This is a genomic window from Nisaea nitritireducens (assembly GCF_014904795.1).
GTDB classification, from domain to species: Bacteria; Pseudomonadota; Alphaproteobacteria; order Thalassobaculales; family Thalassobaculaceae; genus Nisaea; species Nisaea nitritireducens.
Genome location: NZ_JACZFS010000072.1, coordinates 15,313 through 32,694, shown reverse-complemented (window position 1 = coordinate 32,694; position 17,382 = coordinate 15,313). Strand labels below are relative to the sequence as shown.

The 17,382-nt window shown below is 61.7% G+C and carries 15 protein-coding genes; 3 read left to right on the top strand and 12 right to left on the bottom strand.

Annotated elements, in window-relative coordinates; genetic code table 11:
* Positions 1 to 1,011, top strand: coding sequence for a branched-chain amino acid ABC transporter permease (locus IG629_RS20960; protein WP_193173862.1), 1,011 nt, complete (start codon positions 1 to 3; stop codon positions 1,009 to 1,011).
* Positions 1,008 to 2,306, top strand: coding sequence for a branched-chain amino acid ABC transporter permease (locus IG629_RS20955; protein ID WP_193173861.1), 1,299 nt, complete (start codon positions 1,008 to 1,010; stop codon positions 2,304 to 2,306). Before IG629_RS20960 ends, IG629_RS20955 begins: the two co-directional genes overlap by 4 nt.
* An 88-nt stretch (positions 2,307 to 2,394) precedes the next feature.
* Here the strand turns inward: IG629_RS20955 and IG629_RS20950 are convergent, their stop codons facing one another.
* The 11 genes from IG629_RS20950 to IG629_RS20900 all read right to left on the bottom strand — a co-directional run bounded on the left by IG629_RS20950 (position 2,395) and on the right by IG629_RS20900 (position 15,039).
* Positions 2,395 to 3,876, bottom strand: coding sequence for an FAD-dependent oxidoreductase (locus tag IG629_RS20950; RefSeq protein WP_193173860.1), 1,482 nt, complete (start codon positions 3,874 to 3,876; stop codon positions 2,395 to 2,397).
* Positions 3,877 to 3,957: 81 nt separating this feature from the next.
* The gene (locus IG629_RS20945; protein ID WP_193173859.1) at positions 3,958 to 5,355 is read right to left on the bottom strand and encodes a TRAP transporter large permease; all 1,398 of its coding nucleotides are present in this window, start codon (positions 5,353 to 5,355) and stop codon (positions 3,958 to 3,960) included.
* Positions 5,348 to 5,842 (bottom strand): TRAP transporter small permease, encoded by a 495-nt coding sequence (locus tag IG629_RS20940; protein ID WP_319025146.1) that lies wholly within the window; start codon positions 5,840 to 5,842, stop codon positions 5,348 to 5,350. Before IG629_RS20940 ends, IG629_RS20945 begins: the two co-directional genes overlap by 8 nt.
* A gap of 67 nt (positions 5,843 to 5,909) precedes the next feature.
* Entirely contained in the window at positions 5,910 to 6,941 is a 1,032-nt protein-coding gene (locus IG629_RS20935; protein WP_028466709.1) for a TRAP transporter substrate-binding protein, read from the bottom strand.
* Between the two features lie 366 nt (positions 6,942 to 7,307).
* On the bottom strand, positions 7,308 to 9,323 hold the full coding sequence (locus tag IG629_RS20930) for a tripartite tricarboxylate transporter permease (protein ID WP_193173858.1): 2,016 nt from the start codon (positions 9,321 to 9,323) through the stop codon (positions 7,308 to 7,310).
* 73 nt (positions 9,324 to 9,396) lie between these two features.
* Entirely contained in the window at positions 9,397 to 10,500 is a 1,104-nt protein-coding gene (locus IG629_RS20925) for a type 2 periplasmic-binding domain-containing protein (protein ID WP_193173857.1), read from the bottom strand.
* A gap of 199 nt (positions 10,501 to 10,699) precedes the next feature.
* Positions 10,700 to 11,587 carry an NAD(P)-dependent oxidoreductase gene (locus IG629_RS20920; RefSeq protein ID WP_193173856.1) on the bottom strand — a complete coding sequence of 296 codons (888 nt, stop codon included), beginning with the start codon at positions 11,585 to 11,587 and terminating at the stop codon, positions 10,700 to 10,702.
* A gap of 33 nt (positions 11,588 to 11,620) precedes the next feature.
* The gene (locus tag IG629_RS20915) at positions 11,621 to 12,676 is read right to left on the bottom strand and encodes a 4-oxalomesaconate tautomerase (RefSeq protein ID WP_193173855.1); all 1,056 of its coding nucleotides are present in this window, start codon (positions 12,674 to 12,676) and stop codon (positions 11,621 to 11,623) included.
* The gene (locus IG629_RS20910; protein WP_193173854.1) at positions 12,669 to 13,340 is read right to left on the bottom strand and encodes a 4-carboxy-4-hydroxy-2-oxoadipate aldolase/oxaloacetate decarboxylase; all 672 of its coding nucleotides are present in this window, start codon (positions 13,338 to 13,340) and stop codon (positions 12,669 to 12,671) included. The genes IG629_RS20915 and IG629_RS20910 overlap by 8 nt, the downstream gene beginning before the upstream one ends.
* Positions 13,340 to 14,302: a catechol 2,3-dioxygenase gene (locus IG629_RS20905; RefSeq protein ID WP_193173853.1), complete on the bottom strand. Its 963-nt coding sequence runs from the start codon at positions 14,300 to 14,302 to the stop codon at positions 13,340 to 13,342. Before IG629_RS20905 ends, IG629_RS20910 begins: the two co-directional genes overlap by 1 nt.
* Before the next feature lie 2 nt (positions 14,303 to 14,304).
* Positions 14,305 to 15,039 carry a PIG-L deacetylase family protein gene (locus tag IG629_RS20900; protein WP_193173852.1) on the bottom strand — a complete coding sequence of 245 codons (735 nt, stop codon included), beginning with the start codon at positions 15,037 to 15,039 and terminating at the stop codon, positions 14,305 to 14,307.
* A gap of 128 nt (positions 15,040 to 15,167) precedes the next feature.
* Here IG629_RS20900 and IG629_RS20895 point away from each other — a divergent pair, with 128 nt between their 5' ends.
* A complete protein-coding gene (locus IG629_RS20895; protein ID WP_193173851.1) occupies positions 15,168 to 16,406 on the top strand; it encodes a LysR family transcriptional regulator in 1,239 nt (412 codons plus the stop codon).
* Between the two features lie 25 nt (positions 16,407 to 16,431).
* Here the strand turns inward: IG629_RS20895 and IG629_RS20890 are convergent, their stop codons facing one another.
* On the bottom strand, positions 16,432 to 17,316 hold the full coding sequence (locus IG629_RS20890) for a dienelactone hydrolase family protein (RefSeq protein WP_193173850.1): 885 nt from the start codon (positions 17,314 to 17,316) through the stop codon (positions 16,432 to 16,434).
* Positions 17,317 to 17,382: the final 66 nt, after the last annotated feature.

Sequence of the window (17,382 nt, the reverse complement as noted above, 5' to 3'; positions counted from 1 at the left end):
ATGGATATCGCCAACGCATTCGCTCTGCTCAGCAATTTCGTCCTCGTCCCGGCGCTCGCCTATGGCGCCCAGCTCGCGCTCGGTGCGCTCGGGGTCACGATCATTTTCGGCATCCTGCGCTTCGCCAATTTTGCCCATGGCGAGATGATGTCCTTCGGTGCCATGGCGGCGATCCTCGCCACCTGGTTCCTGCAATCGCAAGGGGTCAGTATCGCGCCATTGCCAACGGCGCTTCTTGCTTTGCCGATCGGCATTCTCGCCGCCATCGGCATGGCCTGCGTGACGGACCGTTTCGTCTTCCGCTTCTACCGCCGCAAGCGCTCGAACCCGATCGTTTTCGCCATCGTTTCGGTGGGCGTCATGTTCGTGATGGCGGGGCTGATCCGTATCATCATCGGCCCAGACGACCAGAGCTTCGCGGACGGCGCCAGGTTCCTGGTCACCGTCCGGGAATTCAAGGCGGCGACAGGTCTGAGCCAGGGCATCGCCATCAAGCAAAGCCAGGTGATCACCGTGGTGGTCGCGCTGATCGTTGTCGCCTTCCTGTTCTGGTTCCTGCAAAGGACGCGCTGGGGCAAGGCCATGCGGGCATATTCCGACGATGAGGATCTGGCGCTGCTCTCCGGTATCGATCCGGAGAAGGTGGTTCTGATTGCCTGGATCATTGCGGCCGCCCTAGCGGCCATTGCCGGCACGCTTTACGGTCTCGACAAAACCTACAAGCCTTTCATCTTCCTGCAGATCCTGCTGCCGATTTTCGCCGCGACCATTCTGGGCGGTATCGGCCAGCCGGTGGGGGCCGTGCTTGGCGGCTTCATCATCGCTTTCTCGGAAGTGATGGTGACCTATGCCTTCAAGCGCTTCCTGGCCTTTCTCGGCCCGGACGGCTGGGTGCCTGACGGGCTCGTCCAGCTGCTTTCCACCGATTACAAATTCGCGGTGTCTTTCGTCATCCTGGTGGCTGTTCTTCTGGTCAGACCGACGGGCATCATTCGAGGAAAAGTCATATGACGAAGAAGGTCGCCCTTTATTACAGTCTGATGGGCCTGGTGCTGATCGCAGTCGGCTTTTTCCAGAGCTGGAACGTTGCGTTCGGCATTCTGAATCTGTGTCTGATCTCGGCGATCATGGCGCTCGGCGTAAACATGCAGTGGGGCTATGCCGGACTGTTCAACGTCGGCATCATGGGATTCACCGCGCTTGGCGCACTTGCCGCCGTGCTGATTTCCATGGCGCCGGTGCAGGAGGCCTGGGAGGTCGCGGGAGGCGATCTTTTCCTTTCGCTGCTGTCGCTTGCGGGAACCGTCGTCGTCATTATGCTTGCCCGCCGCGCCGTTCCGCCGGGCTTGCGCCCCTATGTCGTGGTTCTGCTGCTGATCCCCGGCTATTTCCTGACGACGCATTTCTTCATTCCGGCGACGGAGCGCATTGAAGCCATTGATCCCGCACTAACCGGCTATCTCGGAGGCCTCGGTCTGCCGGTCCTGTTGGCATGGCCTGTCGGCGGTCTTGTGGCGGCCGGTGCGGGCTGGCTGATCGGCAAGATCTCTCTCGGCCTGCGCGCAGATTATCTGGCGATCGCAACACTCGGCATTTCAGAGATCATCATCGCCATCATCAAATATGAGGAATGGCTCTCGCGCGGGGTGAAGAACGTGACCGGCATTCCGCGCCCGGTGCCCTACGAGGTGGATCTTGTCGAGGCGGACTGGTTCATCTCCTTTGCCTCCTCGCTTGGGGTGAGCGACACGTCGGAAGCAGCCGGTGTGTTTGTGAAGATCTGTTACGCCCTGCTCTTCATTGCCGTACTGGCCATCATTATGTGGCTGGCCGAGCGGGCCCTGCAATCGCCCTGGGGGCGGATGATGCGGGCGATCCGGGACAACCGGGACGCGGCTGCGGCCATGGGCAAGGATGTGAAGGCCCGGCACCTGCAGGTCTTTGTGCTCGGCTGTGCCGTGTGCGGTGTTGCCGGTGCCATGCTGGCAACCCTCGACGGTCAGCTGACGCCGACCAGCTACATTCCGCTGCGATACACCTTCCTGATCTGGGTGATGGTGATCCTGGGCGGCTCAGGCAACAACTGGGGCGCGGTGCTCGGCGGGTTCGTGATCTGGTTCCTATGGATCCAGGCCGAGCCGCTTGGAAGCTGGGTCATGAATGTCGTGACCGCTCCGATGCCGGAAGGATCGGCCCTGGCCGATCATCTCGTCGCCGGTTCCGTCTATATGCGCTACCTGCTGATGGGCGCGATCCTGTTGCTGGTCATGCGTTTTGCGCCGAAAGGCCTGATCCCCGAAAAGTAGGAACGGTGGTGGCGGATAGCCGCCCGATCAGATCTTAAAGAGCGGAGGCCTTTGGCCTCCGCTCTGTCGTTCGAGGCATGGAGATCTGTCAGTCCCAGGGCGTCTCCGCCGCGACATTGCGGCCGGCGATCCGGCCGAAGCCGAGGCATTCGCCGATATTGCCGGTGCCCTGATAGAGATAGCTGTAGATCGAACCGAGCTCGCCCGCGCTGTAGAGGCGTGGGATCTTCTCGCCGTTCGGGCGCAGGATTTCCGACCGTTCGTTCCGCCGTGGCCCGCCTTGGGTGTTGATCATCGAGGGGGAAAGTTCGATGGCGTAGAAAGGGCCTTCGGAGAAGGCTGAGAGCATCAGCTTGCGGCCGTATTCCGGGTCTTCGCCATTGCCAGCCCCTGCGTTCCAGCGGGAGATGGTGTCTTCCAGTGTGGCGGCATCGACGCCGATGATCCCGGCAAGCTCCGCGACGGTTTCCGCTTTCCGGATCCAGCCCTTTTCCAGCTCGGCGGTATTGTCTTCGCTCCAGTCATAGCGATCCATCATCGCCGTCCAGCCCCGGTTCGGCTCCTTGTTGTAGAGCGGTCCCGCTGCCATCAGCGGCTGGTCGAAGATCATGAACATCGGGCAGGGCACCTGCTGCGCCTTCCAGACACCGTTCACCGGCACCTTGCCGTGCCGGGTCTTGAACTTTTCGTCCCCGAAGCGTTTGCCGTCCGGACCGACGACGATCATGCCGCCGGGAAACTCCTTGGAGAAATGCAGCGGCTGCATCGACAGGGTGGCCGGGAATTCCGGCACCTTCAGCGCCATCGAGGGACCGGCGAAATTGTTCATGTGCCAGAGATCCGCTCCGACCGCCTGGGCCATCGGGATGCCGTCGCCCTCATTGTAGGGGCTGCCGGACGGGTAGCAGTAGGGCACGCCCGTCAGGTAGGTGCGGATCAGGTCCTGGTTGTTCTCGAACCCGCCACAGGTCAGCACGACGCCCTTGCGGGCTTTGATCAGGATGCTCTTGCCGTCCTGCTCTGCCCGGACGCCGAGGATTTCCTTCGTCTCCGGATGCTGGATCAGCTCACGTCCCGGTGTTTCGTAGAGGATCGGGATATCGCGTTCGAGCACGAAACTCTCGAACCGGTCCCAGGTCAGCCCGTAGCCGAGCTTCGGTCCGTCATGGAACTTATGAGAGCTTTGCGCGCCGGGCAGTTCCGGAAACTCGATACCCGCCGGTGGATGCTGATGCTCTTGCGGGTCGCCGCCGAGCCCGGACAGCCACTCGTTGTTGACGGCCATCTCGTCGGCCCAGACCCGGATCATCTCTTCCGGCACCTTGTAGGGGCCGCAGAGCGCGGTGAGATAGGCGATGGCATCGTCCTTGGACGAGACATTGAGATAGCCTTGAGCCGCCACCCGCGTGTTGCCGCCATGCAGGCCTTCGGGGGCCTTCTCCAGGATCATGACCTTGGAGCCGAGATCATGGGCCGATACTGCTGTTGCGACACCGGCGCCGCCAAACCCGACGATGACGACGTCGGTCTCCTTATCCCAGTTGCCAGGGTCCCAGTTATCAGGGATCATTGCTGCGTTTCCTCATTCGTTTCTTGATTTCATAGGGCGCGGCCAATTCTGTGCCGGACCTGTCAGTAACCCCTTGAGCAATCAGCCTCCGGACAATGCGTGAGGCAGGAACAGGCAGAGACCGGGCAGCAGCAGCAGGATGACAATCCGAACGATCTCGATGCCAAAGAACGGCATCACCCCGGCGAAGATTTCCCCCATCCGGATACCGCGCGCCATTGTGGCGATGATGAAGACATTGAGTCCGACGGGTGGCGTTATCAGGCCGAGTTCGACCACGACCAGCGCGACAATGCCGAACCAGATTTTCAGATCCTCGAGGCCCAGCCCGTAGGCGGCTGTGGCGGCGGTCGCGTAGTCGCCGCCATTGACTTCCACCAGGGCTGGCCAGAAGAACGGCACCACGACCAGGATCATGGCCAGTGAGTCCATGAAGCAGCCAAGCACGATGAGCATCATCAGCAACAGGACCATCAATACCCACGGATCGACACCGCTATCCGTCGCCCAGCTCGCCATCGCCGCCGGCAATCCGGCGCGGGCAAAGAAGCCTTTCAGGACCTCGGCGCCGAACAGGATGAAATAGATCATGCCGCTGGTGACGGCCGTGTCGAGAATGGAGGACTTGATGCCCGTGAGAGATAGCCCGGCATCTTTGCTCTTGAAGCGGAGCGCGAGACCGTAGAGCAGGATTGCCATCGCGCCGACGGCGGCGGCCGGTGTCGGGGTGAAGAGGCCGATCCCGAGGCCGAGAATGATGGAGCCGAAAATCAATACGACCGGAACGAGGCGGAGCAGGGCGCGCCTCTTTTCGGTCGGAGTCATGACGGCGACCTGCGGCGCCAGGTCCGGCTTCAGGCGGACCATCACTGCGATCACCAGGATGAAGAAGAGCACCGCCAGCAGGCCGGGAATGATCGCCGCCTGGAACATCTGGATGATCGAGGCCTCGACGATGATGGCGTAGATCACCAGCGCGACGGAGGGTGGAATCAGGATGCCAAGCGTTCCGCCGGCGGCCAGGGTTCCCGTCGCGAGTTTCGGCGCGTAACGCAGCCGTTCGAGTTCCGGCAGGGCCACACGGCCCATCGTCGAAGCGGTCGCCAGTGACGAGCCGCAGACCGCGCCGAAACCGGCGCAGGCGCCGATTGCCGCCATGGCGACGCCGCCACGGAAATGGCCGACCAGCGCGTTGAAGCCTTGAAAAAGATCGCGGCTCAGCTTCGAGTGACTGGCGAGATAGCCCATCAGGATGAAGAGCGGCACGACCGAAAGGGAGTAATTGGCGACGGTCCCCCAGAGCAGGGTCTTGAACTGAGCCAGATATGGCTCGAACCGGAGGTAGGGCGCGATGATCGAGAGCGCGAAATTACCGCCCACCCCGACCATGATCATGGCCAGCCCGACGGGCACACGGAAGATCAGAAGCACGAAGAGGATGGCAAAGCCGATCAGGCCGATTGTTTCGCGATCAAGCATCTTCGAGCCCCTTGATGGCCTGAAATCCGGCCGTCAGGGCCCACAAGAACAAGGAAATGATACCGGGAACATAGAAGGGCCATTCAGACCAGCCGAGAACCGGCGACAAGGCGTTGTCCGAGATGGTTTCCAGCATTCCGAGGATCATCCAGTAGAGCAGCGACAACGCCAGAAGGGTGATGATGACGAGCCAGAGGCGGTCAAGGAGGCGAACGAAAGCGGCTGGAAAGGAGGAGGCGAAGAGATCGACCACCACATGACCGCGGCGCAGCTGGCAATAGGGAAAGAACATCAGGGCGGCGCAGGAAATTGCGAGGCGCACGAAGTCCTCGTATCCCGGCAGGCCGGACACGTTAGCGTCGAACATGCGGGCAATCCGATCCAGGCCGAAGGCCCCGACATTGACCGATGTGACGATCATGATTGCAAAAACCAGCACGCCTCCGAGGAGGGCCCAGTTCGAGGCCAGCCGGTCGATCAGTTTCACCGCGCGATTCTCCAGAATGCCGGCGGGACGCCGAGGGCGTCCCGCCGGTCATAGGGCGGAAGATTTATCAGTTGGAGTGGCTGGCGACGGACGCTTTGGCGGCCTTGACCAGAGCATCGGCGTCGATGCCGGCTTTACCGGCTTCCTCGACCCACTTCGCCGTGACCGCTCCGCCCAGCTTGGCAAAGGCATCGGTTGCGGCCTGATCGAGTTCCTTCACCGGGGAGCCGGTCTTCTTCTGAAGCATCTGACCAGGGGCCTCGATTTCATCCCAGAGCGCGCCTGCCTGTCCGGCGATGGCCATACCGGAATTCGCATCGATAATCGCCTTGAGGTCCGCCGGAAGGCTGTCGTAGCGGTCCTTGTTCATGGCGAACAGGAAGACGGAGGTGCCGAAGCGGCTGCCATTGGCACCGACGACGGAACATTTGGTCAGCTCATGCACCTTGAAGGGCGGAACGATCTCGAACGGGATCAGGGCGCCATCGACGACGCCTTTCGAAAGGGCCTGCGGCAGCGCAGGTACCGGCATGCCGACAGGTTCGGCACCCCAGGCGGAAATCATCCAGCCACCGGTCCGCGACGGCGTGCGGAGCTTCATGCCCTTGAGATCCTGGGCGCCATCAATACAGCCGTTCACGAGATGGATTGCCTGCCCGGCATGAACGTGAACCAGAAGCGGTTTGATGTCTTTGAAGTCATCGGCGATCAGGCCGAAATTGTCCTGAATGGCCAGGGTCGTCGCCTTGGCTGAACCGCCATGGACGTCCGGCAGCTCGAAGACCTCGCTACGGGGAAAGACGCCCGGCGTATAGCCGGTCAGGGTCCAGACGATGTCGGCCGCGCCATCACGCAGCTGGCGATAGAGCTCCGGCGGTTTGCCACCGAGGGTCATGGACGGAAAGATCTCGATCTTGATGCGTCCGTTGGACTCAGCCTCGATTTTCCGCGCCCAGGGCTCAAGGAACTTGGCGTGCGGCGGGGCTTTCGGGCTGAGGAAATGGGACATTGTCAGTGTCACTTCGGCGGCTTGTGCCACGACCGAAGTGGACAGCAGGGCCGCCGCTGCGATGGCGGTCTTTACGATATTGAGTTTCATTGTCACCTCCCAGATGATCTACCGGCTCAGGACCGGCTCAGGACCGGCTTGGAATTCGCTTTTAAGTGAACCGTGCGATTTTCCCACGTTTCTATAATTATTCTAATTTTCGGTCCGTCGTTATAAAAATCCGGTCAATCTCCAACAAATTCCGGTCATTCGGAGCCAGCTCACTGACTCTTTCACCCACCGGAAAGTATCAGCGAAGGACTGATCGCCGAAATTCAAACGTTGCGCAGCCTATTCAAAAATCGAATATGGCGGGGAGCCAGAACCCGTTGCCGGAAGCGGAGAACGAGAGCTTTCCAGCAAGGTTCCCGTTTGCGGAAATACCCAAAACCTACACCGCAAATGCCTTCGGGGAGGTTATCCGAACGGCCATGGCAAACGAACCATGTCTTGCAGCAAGCCGGGCGGAAAATCCCTGTTGAGGGAATAGGCCATGACGCAGATCAGGAGGATCCCCGCTCCACTGAGAAGGAGAACCCGGTGCCATCTGAGCCGGGCCCGGATAGCGAGGAACGCCACAAGGAAGATTGCCAGCGCCAGTATGAAGCCGAACAGACTGGACAGCACCAGAAGGCCGGCGAACCAGGCTAGCGTGCCCCAGAGCCCGGCGCCCGTGTGATCCTCGTTCCCGGCCGCCTCCCTGTCCGCGAAGACGGCATCCGTTTCCGGCGAACGCATCATCTGGATGAGCAACAGCAGGCAGCAGACCAGGGTGATGGACGAAATGGTCAACGGGAAGATCTTGTCGCTGATCAGGTCGATGCTGAGCGCGTCGACCCAGGCCACGGCCAGATAGGCGGTGACGGCCAGCAGGAAGATCATCGGTGCCCGTTTCTTGCCGGTCTTGACGGCGCCTTCGGGCAGGATTTGCTTCGCCTGGCGAATGCCGATCACGACGGAAAGCACGGTGAGCGCGAGGATGACCAGCACGATCGGCGAGGCGATATAGCTGAAACCCTGTTCCAGCCCGACCCGGAATTTCGCCCCGGCCACCTGGTTGGCCATGTTGGTGAAGTTTTCGGTCTGATGAGAGAGGACGAAGCCGATCAGGAAGGCCGGGCGCGACCAGTCGAACCGGCGCAGCAGGATACCGAGCAGGCCGACGGCAAACAGGCTGACGAGGTCGCCCAGATCCTGACGGGACTGGAAGGCCGCGAAGGCGATCATCATGAACAGGAAAGGGGCGAGCAAGGTGAAGCGGATCGTGGTCAGCCGGGCGATGGTGCCGGACAGCATGATGCAGAGCCCGGCGCCGATGACATTCGCCAGGGCGAGCGACCACATGATCGTGTAGGTGATGTCGAGCTCGTACTGGATCAGCTGCGGGCCGGCGTCGTAGCCGAGCAGGCCGAGACCGCCGAGGAAGATGGCCATCGAGCCACTGCCGGGAATACCAAAGATGATGGTCGGCACCAACCCGCCGCCTTCCTTGGCGTTGTTAGAGGATTCCGGGCCGATCACGCCGCGGATATCGCCGGAGCCGAATTTGGATTTGTCCTTGGAAGACTGGACGGTGTGACCGTAGGCGATCCAGTCGACGACAGAGCCGCCAAGCCCCGGAATGATGCCGACGATCACGCCGATCACGGAACAGCGCACCGACAGCCAGATGTTCTTCCACCAGTCGCGCACGCCGGCGGCCCATCCGGCGCCGAGGCTATCCGATCCGGCAATTGGCCGGTCGTGCCGCAGCAGGCCGATGATTTCGGGGATGGCGAAAGTGCCGAGGCCGACGATCACGAGGCTGAGCCCGTCGATCAGGTAGGGGATGTCGTAGGTCGACATCCTGAGGCTGCCGCCCGCACCGGCCTCGCCGATGGTGCCGACCATCAGGCCGAGCCCCGCCGCCGCGATACCCTTCAGCGGCACGCGTCCGGCAAGCGTTGCCACTACGGACAGGCCGAGAACGGTGATCATCAGCATTTCGGGCAAACCGAAAGCGAGTACGATCGGCCGGGCGACCAGGATAAAAACAGTGAGTACAGCGGCGCCAAGCAATCCGCCGAACAGTGAGGAGGCGAAGGCAGCCGACAGTGCCCGCGCCGCTTCGCCTTTCTTGGCCAGAGGGAAGCCGTCCAGCACAGTTGCCTGACTGGCGGAGGAGCCGGGGATTCCCATCAATACGCTGGCGAAAGTGTCGGATGTCGGGATCACAGCGATCAGCCCGACCATCAGGGCGAGGCCCGAGACCGGATCCATGCCGAAGATGAAAGGCAGGACCATGGACAGGCCGGCGATACCGCCGAGCCCCGGAAAGACGCCGACGGAAAGGCCCAGGACAACGCCCAGTATCAGAAACCCGATCTGTTCAGGATGCAGAATCAAGGCAAAAGCGTCCCCGAGAGCGGGCAGCGCCGTTGAAATCAGGTCCATGTCCAAGTCCCTGGAGAAGTAAAGTCGGTATGCCCCCGGACGTGCTGGTCCGGGGGCATTTCCATAAGCCTGATCAGTTCAGTTTTACGCCGTAGCGTTCAACCAGCCAGTTTTTCACGAAGGCTTTCGCTTTCGGGTCCACCTGGGTGCCGAGCTTCAGGGTGGCTTCGGCTTGCTTTCCGGTGAGCTGCGGGTAGATCCCGAGCCGGGCTGCGGAGAGCTTCTTGAAGTCGGGCCGTGCGATCACCGCCTCGAAGGCTTTCTGATAGGTGTCGAGGGCTTCCTGCGGAGCACCCTGCGGCAGGAACACCATCTTTTGTGCCGGGAAACCGGCAATGAAGAAGGCTTTCCAGGCTTCCCAGGCATCGCCGGAGGTTTCGCATGCCGCCGTCGCCGCACAGACTTCCTTGAAGGTCGGCATGTCGGGGAAGGTCGGGTCGCGGACGATGTCGCCATTGGCGTCGAGGACGCCCCAGCTCATCATCGGCACGGCCTTGCCGTCCTTGACCAGCGGCACCACGGCTTTCAGATAGGCCGGGGATGTCTGGTAGTCGATATTGGCTTCGCCACGCTCGAACATCAGCCTGCCTGCGCCGCGGCCCTTGATGCCGAATACCGGCTCCACCTTCATGCCGAGCATTTCCCAAGCCAGCAGCGGCACCAGATCGAGCCGTGTCGCACCCTGGGAGCCCCAGATGAAATTGATGTCCTTCAGGTCGTCCGCATCGCCGTCGAATTTCTTGGCGATATCCGGCGGCAGATAGGCAACGCCGCCGACGCCTGAGGCGAGCACGACGTTCCAGTCGTTATAGTCATAGCGAACGCGCGGATCGTCGAGCATGTAGGGAAACTGTGTCGAGCCCGAGGAGCCGAAAATCGTGGTTCCGTCGTCGTATTTCTGTTTCTGGAACCAGTTGGCGCCCTTGGTCGAGCCGGCGCCGGGCATATACTTGACGGCCACGGTCGGCTTGCCCGGAAGGGCCTCGCTCAGCAGGGGCGCGTAGAAGTTTGCCCATTTCGCGGAGCCGCCCGACTCCGAGAAGGGGATCACGAAATTGACTGTTTTTCCGCTGAGATCGAGGTCGGCGGCGTCGGCCGCTTGCCCCAGCGCGAAGGCGCCGAGTGTTGCGACGGCCGCACCCGCGGCAATAATTCGCAACTGTGTTTTCCAAGCCATCAATCTTCCTCCCTGGATTTTTGTATACAATTTGTCGCAGCAAATTTCCGCATCCGATGACTCCGCTTCTTCGACAGGAGTTCATCCGTCATCACGCGATGCGGCACTCATTGACGCGAGTTTTCACAGATGGCAGGTGCGGTTCAAATTCAATACCGGCCAAAGCGATAAGTTTTATGCATAGAGTGTCGGGTTGGCGTCAATCCTTGTGACGCAGCCCGGGGGTAATATCAGCAACGATCGTGCGGTAGTCGGCGGCCTCCAGATCGAGCTCCTTGTCGCGCTCCACTGCCCCCAAACGTTCCTGCCAGACGACGGTGGCTGTGGCCATGTCGGACGGAAACCCGAGATCCGTCACGGTCTTCGCGACTTCGCGCATTTCCGCTGCGCGGCGCACGCCGTGAACGAGAGAGCGTTCCAGATTGTAGGCGGCCTGGAAGGGCCAATCGATGCCAGGATAGCTCTTTCCGAGCGAGGACAGCACCGCCTCGTCGACCCCGGCATTGACGGCGGCAAGAACGCATTCGGCAGTCAGCGCCTCCATGCCTTTCATCATGATCGAGCGGATCATCTTGATCGAGGATGCCGATCCGACCGGCCCCTCGACCACCGTTGGTGACATCGGCAAGGCTTTCAGAAGCTGCTCGGCCTCGGCCGCGTGCGGTCCTGCCAGCAGCAGGGGCGCAAGGTTCTGCTGCGGATAGACCGGTGCCATGACGGCGACATCGACATAGCGTGCGCCAGCAGCCTCAATCGTCTCCGCCGCCTGGCGTTTCGAAGATGGGGCGCAGGAATTCATGTCGAACCAGAGCGCGCCCTGCTTCAGATATGGGGCGGCGGCTTGTGCCGCGACCGGCGCTTGGTCGGCAGTCACGGTACAGAACACCATGTCCGCGTCCGTCACCGCATCCTTCACACTGAGCCGTCCGGCGACGCCATGTTCCTGATAGCGGGAAAGCAGGGTGGGGCGCTGGGCCTCGTCACCCGTCTTGATATCGAAGGCGCGGATATCGGGGACGTCCGTCCAGCCGTCGACAAAGGCCGTTGCGGCTTCGCCGAAGCCGATGAAAGTGATGCGTTGTGTCATGGTGCGTTTCCGTAGGAAGGGATTTTCAGTTTCTTATGGGAACACAATACCGTCGAAAAGCTTCCGGGCGGTCCGTAAAATTCCGGAGGCGATAACGCTTCCCGTCCCGTCCGTCTCCGCAATGACCGTCGTCTCCCCGATAGGATGCTCGATCGGCATACTCTTGCGGAGGCCTTCCGGGATGACTGCCATCTCCGAGCCGACCGCGCCTTCGATGAGGCAAGCGGTGGCGACGCTGGCCGCGCCGAGCACACCGATGGAGGCGTGGCAGCGATGCGGGATGAAGGTGCGTGTCGAGATCGCGCCGCCCGACCGCGGTGGAGACAGCATGGTCATCTTCGGCACGGATTTGTCGGTGACATCGCCGAGATTCATCATGGGTCCGGCTTTCAGGCGGATCGCCTCCAGCCGTGCCTTCAGCGTGTCATTGGCTTCCAGCTCTTCCCGCGCTTCGGTCCCGGATATGCCGAGATCCACCGCACGCAGGATCACGCAGGGCATGCCGTTATCGATCAGGGTCGCTTCCGTTCCGTCGATCATATCGACGGCATTGCCGGTCGGCAGCAGGGCGCCGCAGGTACTCCCCGCAGTGTCGCGGAAGGTGATCTCGACCGGGCTCGCGGTGCCCGGCACGCCGTCGATCCGGGCGTCGCCGTCATAGCGGACCTGCCCGCCCGGCGTCTCGATCACGGCGACTGCGGTCTGATCGGTATTTTCCATGAAGATCGTCACCGGCGTCTTGCCGTCGCGCGCGGAGACAAGCCCCCGCTCGATGGCGAAACCGCCGATACCGGCCAGGATATTGCCGCAGTTCTGGGCGTCGGTGACGATGGCCTGATCGACGAAGACCTGCAGGAACAGATAATCGACATCGATCCCCGGACGCTTCGACTTCTTCACCACGGCGATCTTTGAGGTCAGCGGATCGGCGCCGCCAAGCCCGTCGATCTGTCGTGGGTCGGGCGAGCCCATGATCCGGAGCAGCAACCGGTCTCGCTCGGCCGTATCGGCCGGCAGATCTGAGGCAAGAAAATAGCCGCCCTTCGATGTTCCGCCCCGCATCCACATGGCGCGGATGCCGTCAGACATATTTCAGGCCCTTTTCGGCCAGCTTGCCGCGCATGTCGTACATATCGAGGCCGAGCACGCCACTGGCGAGCTTCTGACGTTTCTCTTCCTCAAGCGCGATCCGGGCGCGGGTTTTTTCCAGCACCTCGGCCGCTTCCTCGCGACGGACCACGCAGACCCCGTCATCGTCGGCAACGATGACGTCACCCGGATTGACCTGAGCCCCGGCGCAAACCACCGGCACATTCACCGAGCCGAGAGTCTCTTTCACCGTGCCCTGGGCGCCGATGGCCTTGGACCAGACAGGGAAGCCCATCTCGGTCAGGTCGCGGACGTCCCGGACCCCGGCATCAAGCACTATGCCGACGGCACCGCGGGCTTTCGCGGAGGTGGCCAGCAGATCGCCGAAATATCCCGCGTCGGACGGCGAGGTGGTGGCCATCACCATCACGTCGCCCGGCTGCAGCTGTTCGATAGCGACATGGATCATCCAGTTGTCGCAGGGCGGGGCCAGAATGGTGACCGCCGAGGCGCCGATGGCGGCCCCGGAATAGATCGGCCGCATGTAGGAGGCGAGCAGACCCTTCCGGCCCTGTGCTTCGTGCACGGAGGCGACGCCGCACTCCCCTAGAGCCTCGATGATGGCGGGATCTGCCCGCTCGATGTTCTGGACGACGACGGCCATCAGTGAGTTCCTTCTTCAACAGGCGGTGTTCCGTGGGTGTGGAACGACGGGATTGTTTTCAGGCCCCAGGCCTGTCCCTTTTTACGATCGGTTTCCGTCCAGGTGACGGTCTCCCAGTCCGGCGCAAGGATCAGGCGGGCACCGGCATTGGCAACCTCGACCCGGTTTCCGGCGGGCTCGTAGACGTACAGGAAGAAGGTTCCCTGGACTGCGTGCTTGTGCGGGCCGGTTTCGATATAGACGCCGTTTTCCAGGAAGATATCGGCGGCGCGCAGGATCTCCTCGCGCTGGTCCACCGCGAAGGTCACGTGATGGAACCGGCCTTTGACCCCGGTATGATCCTGCGTATAGGCGATATCGTAGGTCTTGTTGTTCACCGTGAACCAGCAACCGGCAAGGGTGCCGCTGTCGAGCATGATCTGCTCGGTAACGCGGGAGCCGAGGGCTTGCTGCATGAAGTCCCGGATCGCTTCGACATTTGTCGCCAGCAGGTTCAAATGGTCCAGCCTGCGGACGCCGACGCCGCGCCCGTGGAAGCGCTGGGCGATATTCTTCAGCGCCGACTTTTCCTCCGGCGGAGCGATATACTTGTTCGTGTCATAATAGAGCTCGAAGATATGGCCGTCCGGGTCGGTGAAGCGGTAAGCCCGGCCATGGCCGAGATCGCCTTCGACCCAGCCGATACCGCAGCCCATCTCCTTGATCACCTTGACCCGCCGCTCCAGCGCTTCGGGAGAGCTTGTCCGGTAGCCGATATGGCCGACGCCGGTAGTGTCGGAGCGCGTAAGTTTCAGCGTGTGGAACTCGTAATCGTCAAAAGCGCGGAGATAGACGGAGTCCGTGTCCCGGCCGCTCTCGGTCAGACCGTATATGTTCACGAAGAAGTTCAGGCTTTCCTCGAACTTGTCCGTAAGCAGTTCGACATGGCCGAGATGGGCGACGTCAAAACAGGGCTCGCTCATGATCACAGCTCATCGACGGTGCGCGGGAACACAGATTGGAAACCCTCGGCATAGCGTGCCGGTCGTCCGCCGGACTGACCGCCGGAATTACGCCGGAAATGGTTCCCGCGGTTCTCGGCAACGTTGGTGTAGTAGTCCCAGAGATGCTCTTGGCCCTCCATGCATTCGATGGCGGCCCTCTTCTTGTCCCAGACATCAGTGATGTCGAGGAATGTGTCCGGCTTCCATCCCATCTGCTCTGTCTGGTGCGGCTCGAACAGATAGAGCTGCGGCGCGCCGAGTACCTTTTCGCCCGGATTATGACCCCAGGCCTGCGCGATCATCCGCGCTTCGAGAGCGATCCCGGTCGTGTACATATGGTCGGTATTGTATTGGTCGTATTGCGAGTGGGACATCATGAAGCTCGGCTGCACCTTGCGGATGATGTCGACCAGCTTGTACTTGTCGTCGCGCTCCAGAATCAGCGGATAGTCCCCAAGATCCATGAATTGAATGTCATGTACGCCGAGGGCGGTGGCGGCATTCTCCGCCTCGGTCCGGCGCGCTGCCTTGACCTTCTCCAGTGTCATGCCGCTTTCTTTCCAGAGCTTGGCGGACTCGCCGCGCTCGCCATAGGACAGGCAGACGACGGTGACGTCGTAACCGAGGGTCTGATGCTTCGCGATTGCGCCGCCTGCGCGCCAGACAAAGTCGGCCGCATGGGCGCTGATGACCAGCGCGGTCTTGTTTCCTGCCATTTCTCGCCTCTCAATTGGGAAATTCCCCCAACTATGCGGCGCGTACGCGGATCATCCAATTTCAAACGGCGCCAAGCTGTATAAGATTTATGCATACTGATTCCTGCGCGTAGAAGGTTGCCTGTCTCATGGATGTCAATCGCATCAATTTCCGCCACCTAAGGGCGTTCTGCGAAGTTGCCGTGCTCGGCAGCATCAGTGGCGCCGCGCACCGGGTGCATCTGTCCCAACCCGCTGTAACGCAAGCAATCGCGAAGCTTGAGGGACAGGTCGGGGTGGCTTTGTTCGAGCGGACGACGGAGGGATTGCTGCTGACCGAGCCCGGGGAGTTGTTCCACCTGCGTGCCGAAAGCGCAATCCAGCATATTGAAGAAGGGACACGGCCCACCGCGCGGCGAGGGCAAAAACAGATTGGCGGATCTGCAGGCGGGTTTGAGCGCCGGATCACGGCCGCCCAGTTGCGCGCGCTTCTGGCGGTGGCGAAGACCGGCAGCTTCTCACGGGCGGCGCGTCTGATCGGCATGTCCCAGTCGGCGCTCTACCGCATGGCCCGGAGCCTTGAGAAAGATGCCGGGATCGCGCTGTTCGATGTGGTGTCGCGCGGGGTCGTGCTGACCCGGGCGGCGGACCGGCTGGCGCGGCACGCGGCGCTTGCCTTCGAAGAGCTGGAGCAGGCGCTCGAGGATATCGCGGCATGGAGCGGGCGGGATACTGCACGCGTCCGGATCGGCACCCTGCCGCTGGCCAGGACCTATCTGCTGCCGCACGCCATCAACGCCTTCCTCGATGAACGCCCTGACGCGTATCTGAGCGTCGTGGACGGTCCATATGACACCTTGGTCGATGCCTTGCGCTATGGCGAGATCGACATGCTGATCGGTGCCCTGAGAGCGCCGGAAGCGGTCGCGGATATCGAACAGCAGGCTCTTTTCGAGGACCGGTTGGCGCTGGTGGCCCGGCCGGACCATCCACTGGCAGCACGTACAGAAATTACGCTGGAAGATCTGTCGAATTTCAGCTGGATCGTGCCGCGTCCCGGGGCGCCGACCCGGAGCAATTTCGAGGGGATGTTCGAGGATCGTCCGGAGCTGCGTCCGACCCATGTCGTCGAGGCCAGCTCCCTTATCCTGATCCGGGGCATTCTGACGGAGAGTGACGCGGTGGCGCTGATTTCGGCGCACCAGATCCGGCACGAAGAATCGCTCAACATTCTGGCTAGGCTGAATTTCCGCGTGCCTTCCGCGCCGCGTCAGATCGGTCTGTCCTTGCGCCGCAACTGGCGGCCGACCCTGTCACAGCAGCGGATGATTGATCTGCTGTTCAAGGCCGGGGCCGAGGTCGCGGCGCATTATCCCGATCCGCACTGACTGACTGATTGACTGGCTGACCGGGCTATCCCGCGAGCTTGGATGCGAAGAACGCGGTCGTCCGCTCCCAGGCGAGTTTCGCGGCCGTCTCGTTGTAGCGGGGCGTCGAATTGTTGTGGAAGCCGTGATTGGTGCCGGGATAGACGTGGATTGTGTGCTCGACGCTGTTTGCCTTGAGGGCGGCCTCGAAATTCCCTATCCCGGCATTCACCCGTGGGTCTTCCTCCGCGTAATGGGCCAAGATGGGCGCCTTGATACGGGCAACATCCGCATCCGCCGGCTGACGTCCGTAGAACGGAGCACCGGCATTGAGATCGGCTCCCATTTCCACGGCAAGGTAGCCCACCACGCCGCCGCCGAAGCAGAACCCGGTGGCGCCGAGCTTGCCGTTCGAAAGGGGATAGGACTTCAGGAATTTCGCGCCGTTCAGCATGTCGACATGGATCTTGCCCCGGTCGAGGCTGGCCTGCAGGACCTTGCCGTCGTCGTCATTGCCAGGATAGCCGCCGGCCGGCCAGAGCCCGTCGGGTGCGAAGGCCAGGAACCCGGCAACGGCGGCCCGGCGGGCAACATCTTCGATATACGGATTGAGGCCCCGGTTCTCGTGGACCACCAGGACGGCGGGAAACGGCCCGTCGCCTGCCGGCTGCACAAGATAGCCCCTCATCTCACCGCTGTTGCCGCCGGGTGACTCGTAGGTCTCATAGGTTGCCTTGATCCGGGGATCGGTGAAAGAAATGGTCTGCGCCGCCGCATAGTTAGGCAGCAGGGCTTCCGCCATGGCGAGGCCCGACCCGCTGACAACGGCGATGGCAGACGCACGTTTCAGGAATTCCCGGCGTTTCATGCTGCTGTGACAATACTGATCGTAAAGTGCGTAGATACGCGGATCGATTTTCGACGTGTCCATCTCGTCCCTCCCTGGGAGTGATCTCACAATTACCGCCAGAAGATCATATGCGCGGTATGTGAAAAA

What these genes read in the sequence shown, in the direction of transcription:
- IG629_RS20915 (WP_193173855.1), bottom strand. Translation starts at nt 12,676, where the DNA reads ATGTCTGACGGCATCCGCGCCATGTGGATGCGGGGCGGAACATCGAAG.
- IG629_RS20905 (WP_193173853.1), bottom strand. Translation starts at nt 14,302, where the DNA reads ATGAGCGAGCCCTGTTTTGACGTCGCCCATCTCGGCCATGTCGAACTG.
- IG629_RS20910 (WP_193173854.1), bottom strand. Translation starts at nt 13,340, where the DNA reads ATGGCCGTCGTCGTCCAGAACATCGAGCGGGCAGATCCCGCCATCATC.
- IG629_RS20920 (WP_193173856.1), bottom strand. Translation starts at nt 11,587, where the DNA reads ATGACACAACGCATCACTTTCATCGGCTTCGGCGAAGCCGCAACGGCC.
- IG629_RS20950 (WP_193173860.1), bottom strand. Translation starts at nt 3,876, where the DNA reads ATGATCCCTGATAACTGGGACCCTGGCAACTGGGATAAGGAGACCGAC.
- IG629_RS20925 (WP_193173857.1), bottom strand. Translation starts at nt 10,500, where the DNA reads ATGGCTTGGAAAACACAGTTGCGAATTATTGCCGCGGGTGCGGCCGTC.
- IG629_RS20955 (WP_193173861.1), top strand. Translation starts at nt 1,008, where the DNA reads ATGACGAAGAAGGTCGCCCTTTATTACAGTCTGATGGGCCTGGTGCTG.
- IG629_RS20935 (WP_028466709.1), bottom strand. Translation starts at nt 6,941, where the DNA reads ATGAAACTCAATATCGTAAAGACCGCCATCGCAGCGGCGGCCCTGCTG.
- IG629_RS20900 (WP_193173852.1), bottom strand. Translation starts at nt 15,039, where the DNA reads ATGGCAGGAAACAAGACCGCGCTGGTCATCAGCGCCCATGCGGCCGAC.
- IG629_RS20890 (WP_193173850.1), bottom strand. Translation starts at nt 17,316, where the DNA reads ATGGACACGTCGAAAATCGATCCGCGTATCTACGCACTTTACGATCAG.
- IG629_RS20930 (WP_193173858.1), bottom strand. Translation starts at nt 9,323, where the DNA reads ATGGACCTGATTTCAACGGCGCTGCCCGCTCTCGGGGACGCTTTTGCC.
- IG629_RS20895 (WP_193173851.1), top strand. Translation starts at nt 15,168, where the DNA reads ATGGATGTCAATCGCATCAATTTCCGCCACCTAAGGGCGTTCTGCGAA.
- IG629_RS20960 (WP_193173862.1), top strand. Translation starts at nt 1, where the DNA reads ATGGATATCGCCAACGCATTCGCTCTGCTCAGCAATTTCGTCCTCGTC.
- IG629_RS20945 (WP_193173859.1), bottom strand. Translation starts at nt 5,355, where the DNA reads ATGCTTGATCGCGAAACAATCGGCCTGATCGGCTTTGCCATCCTCTTC.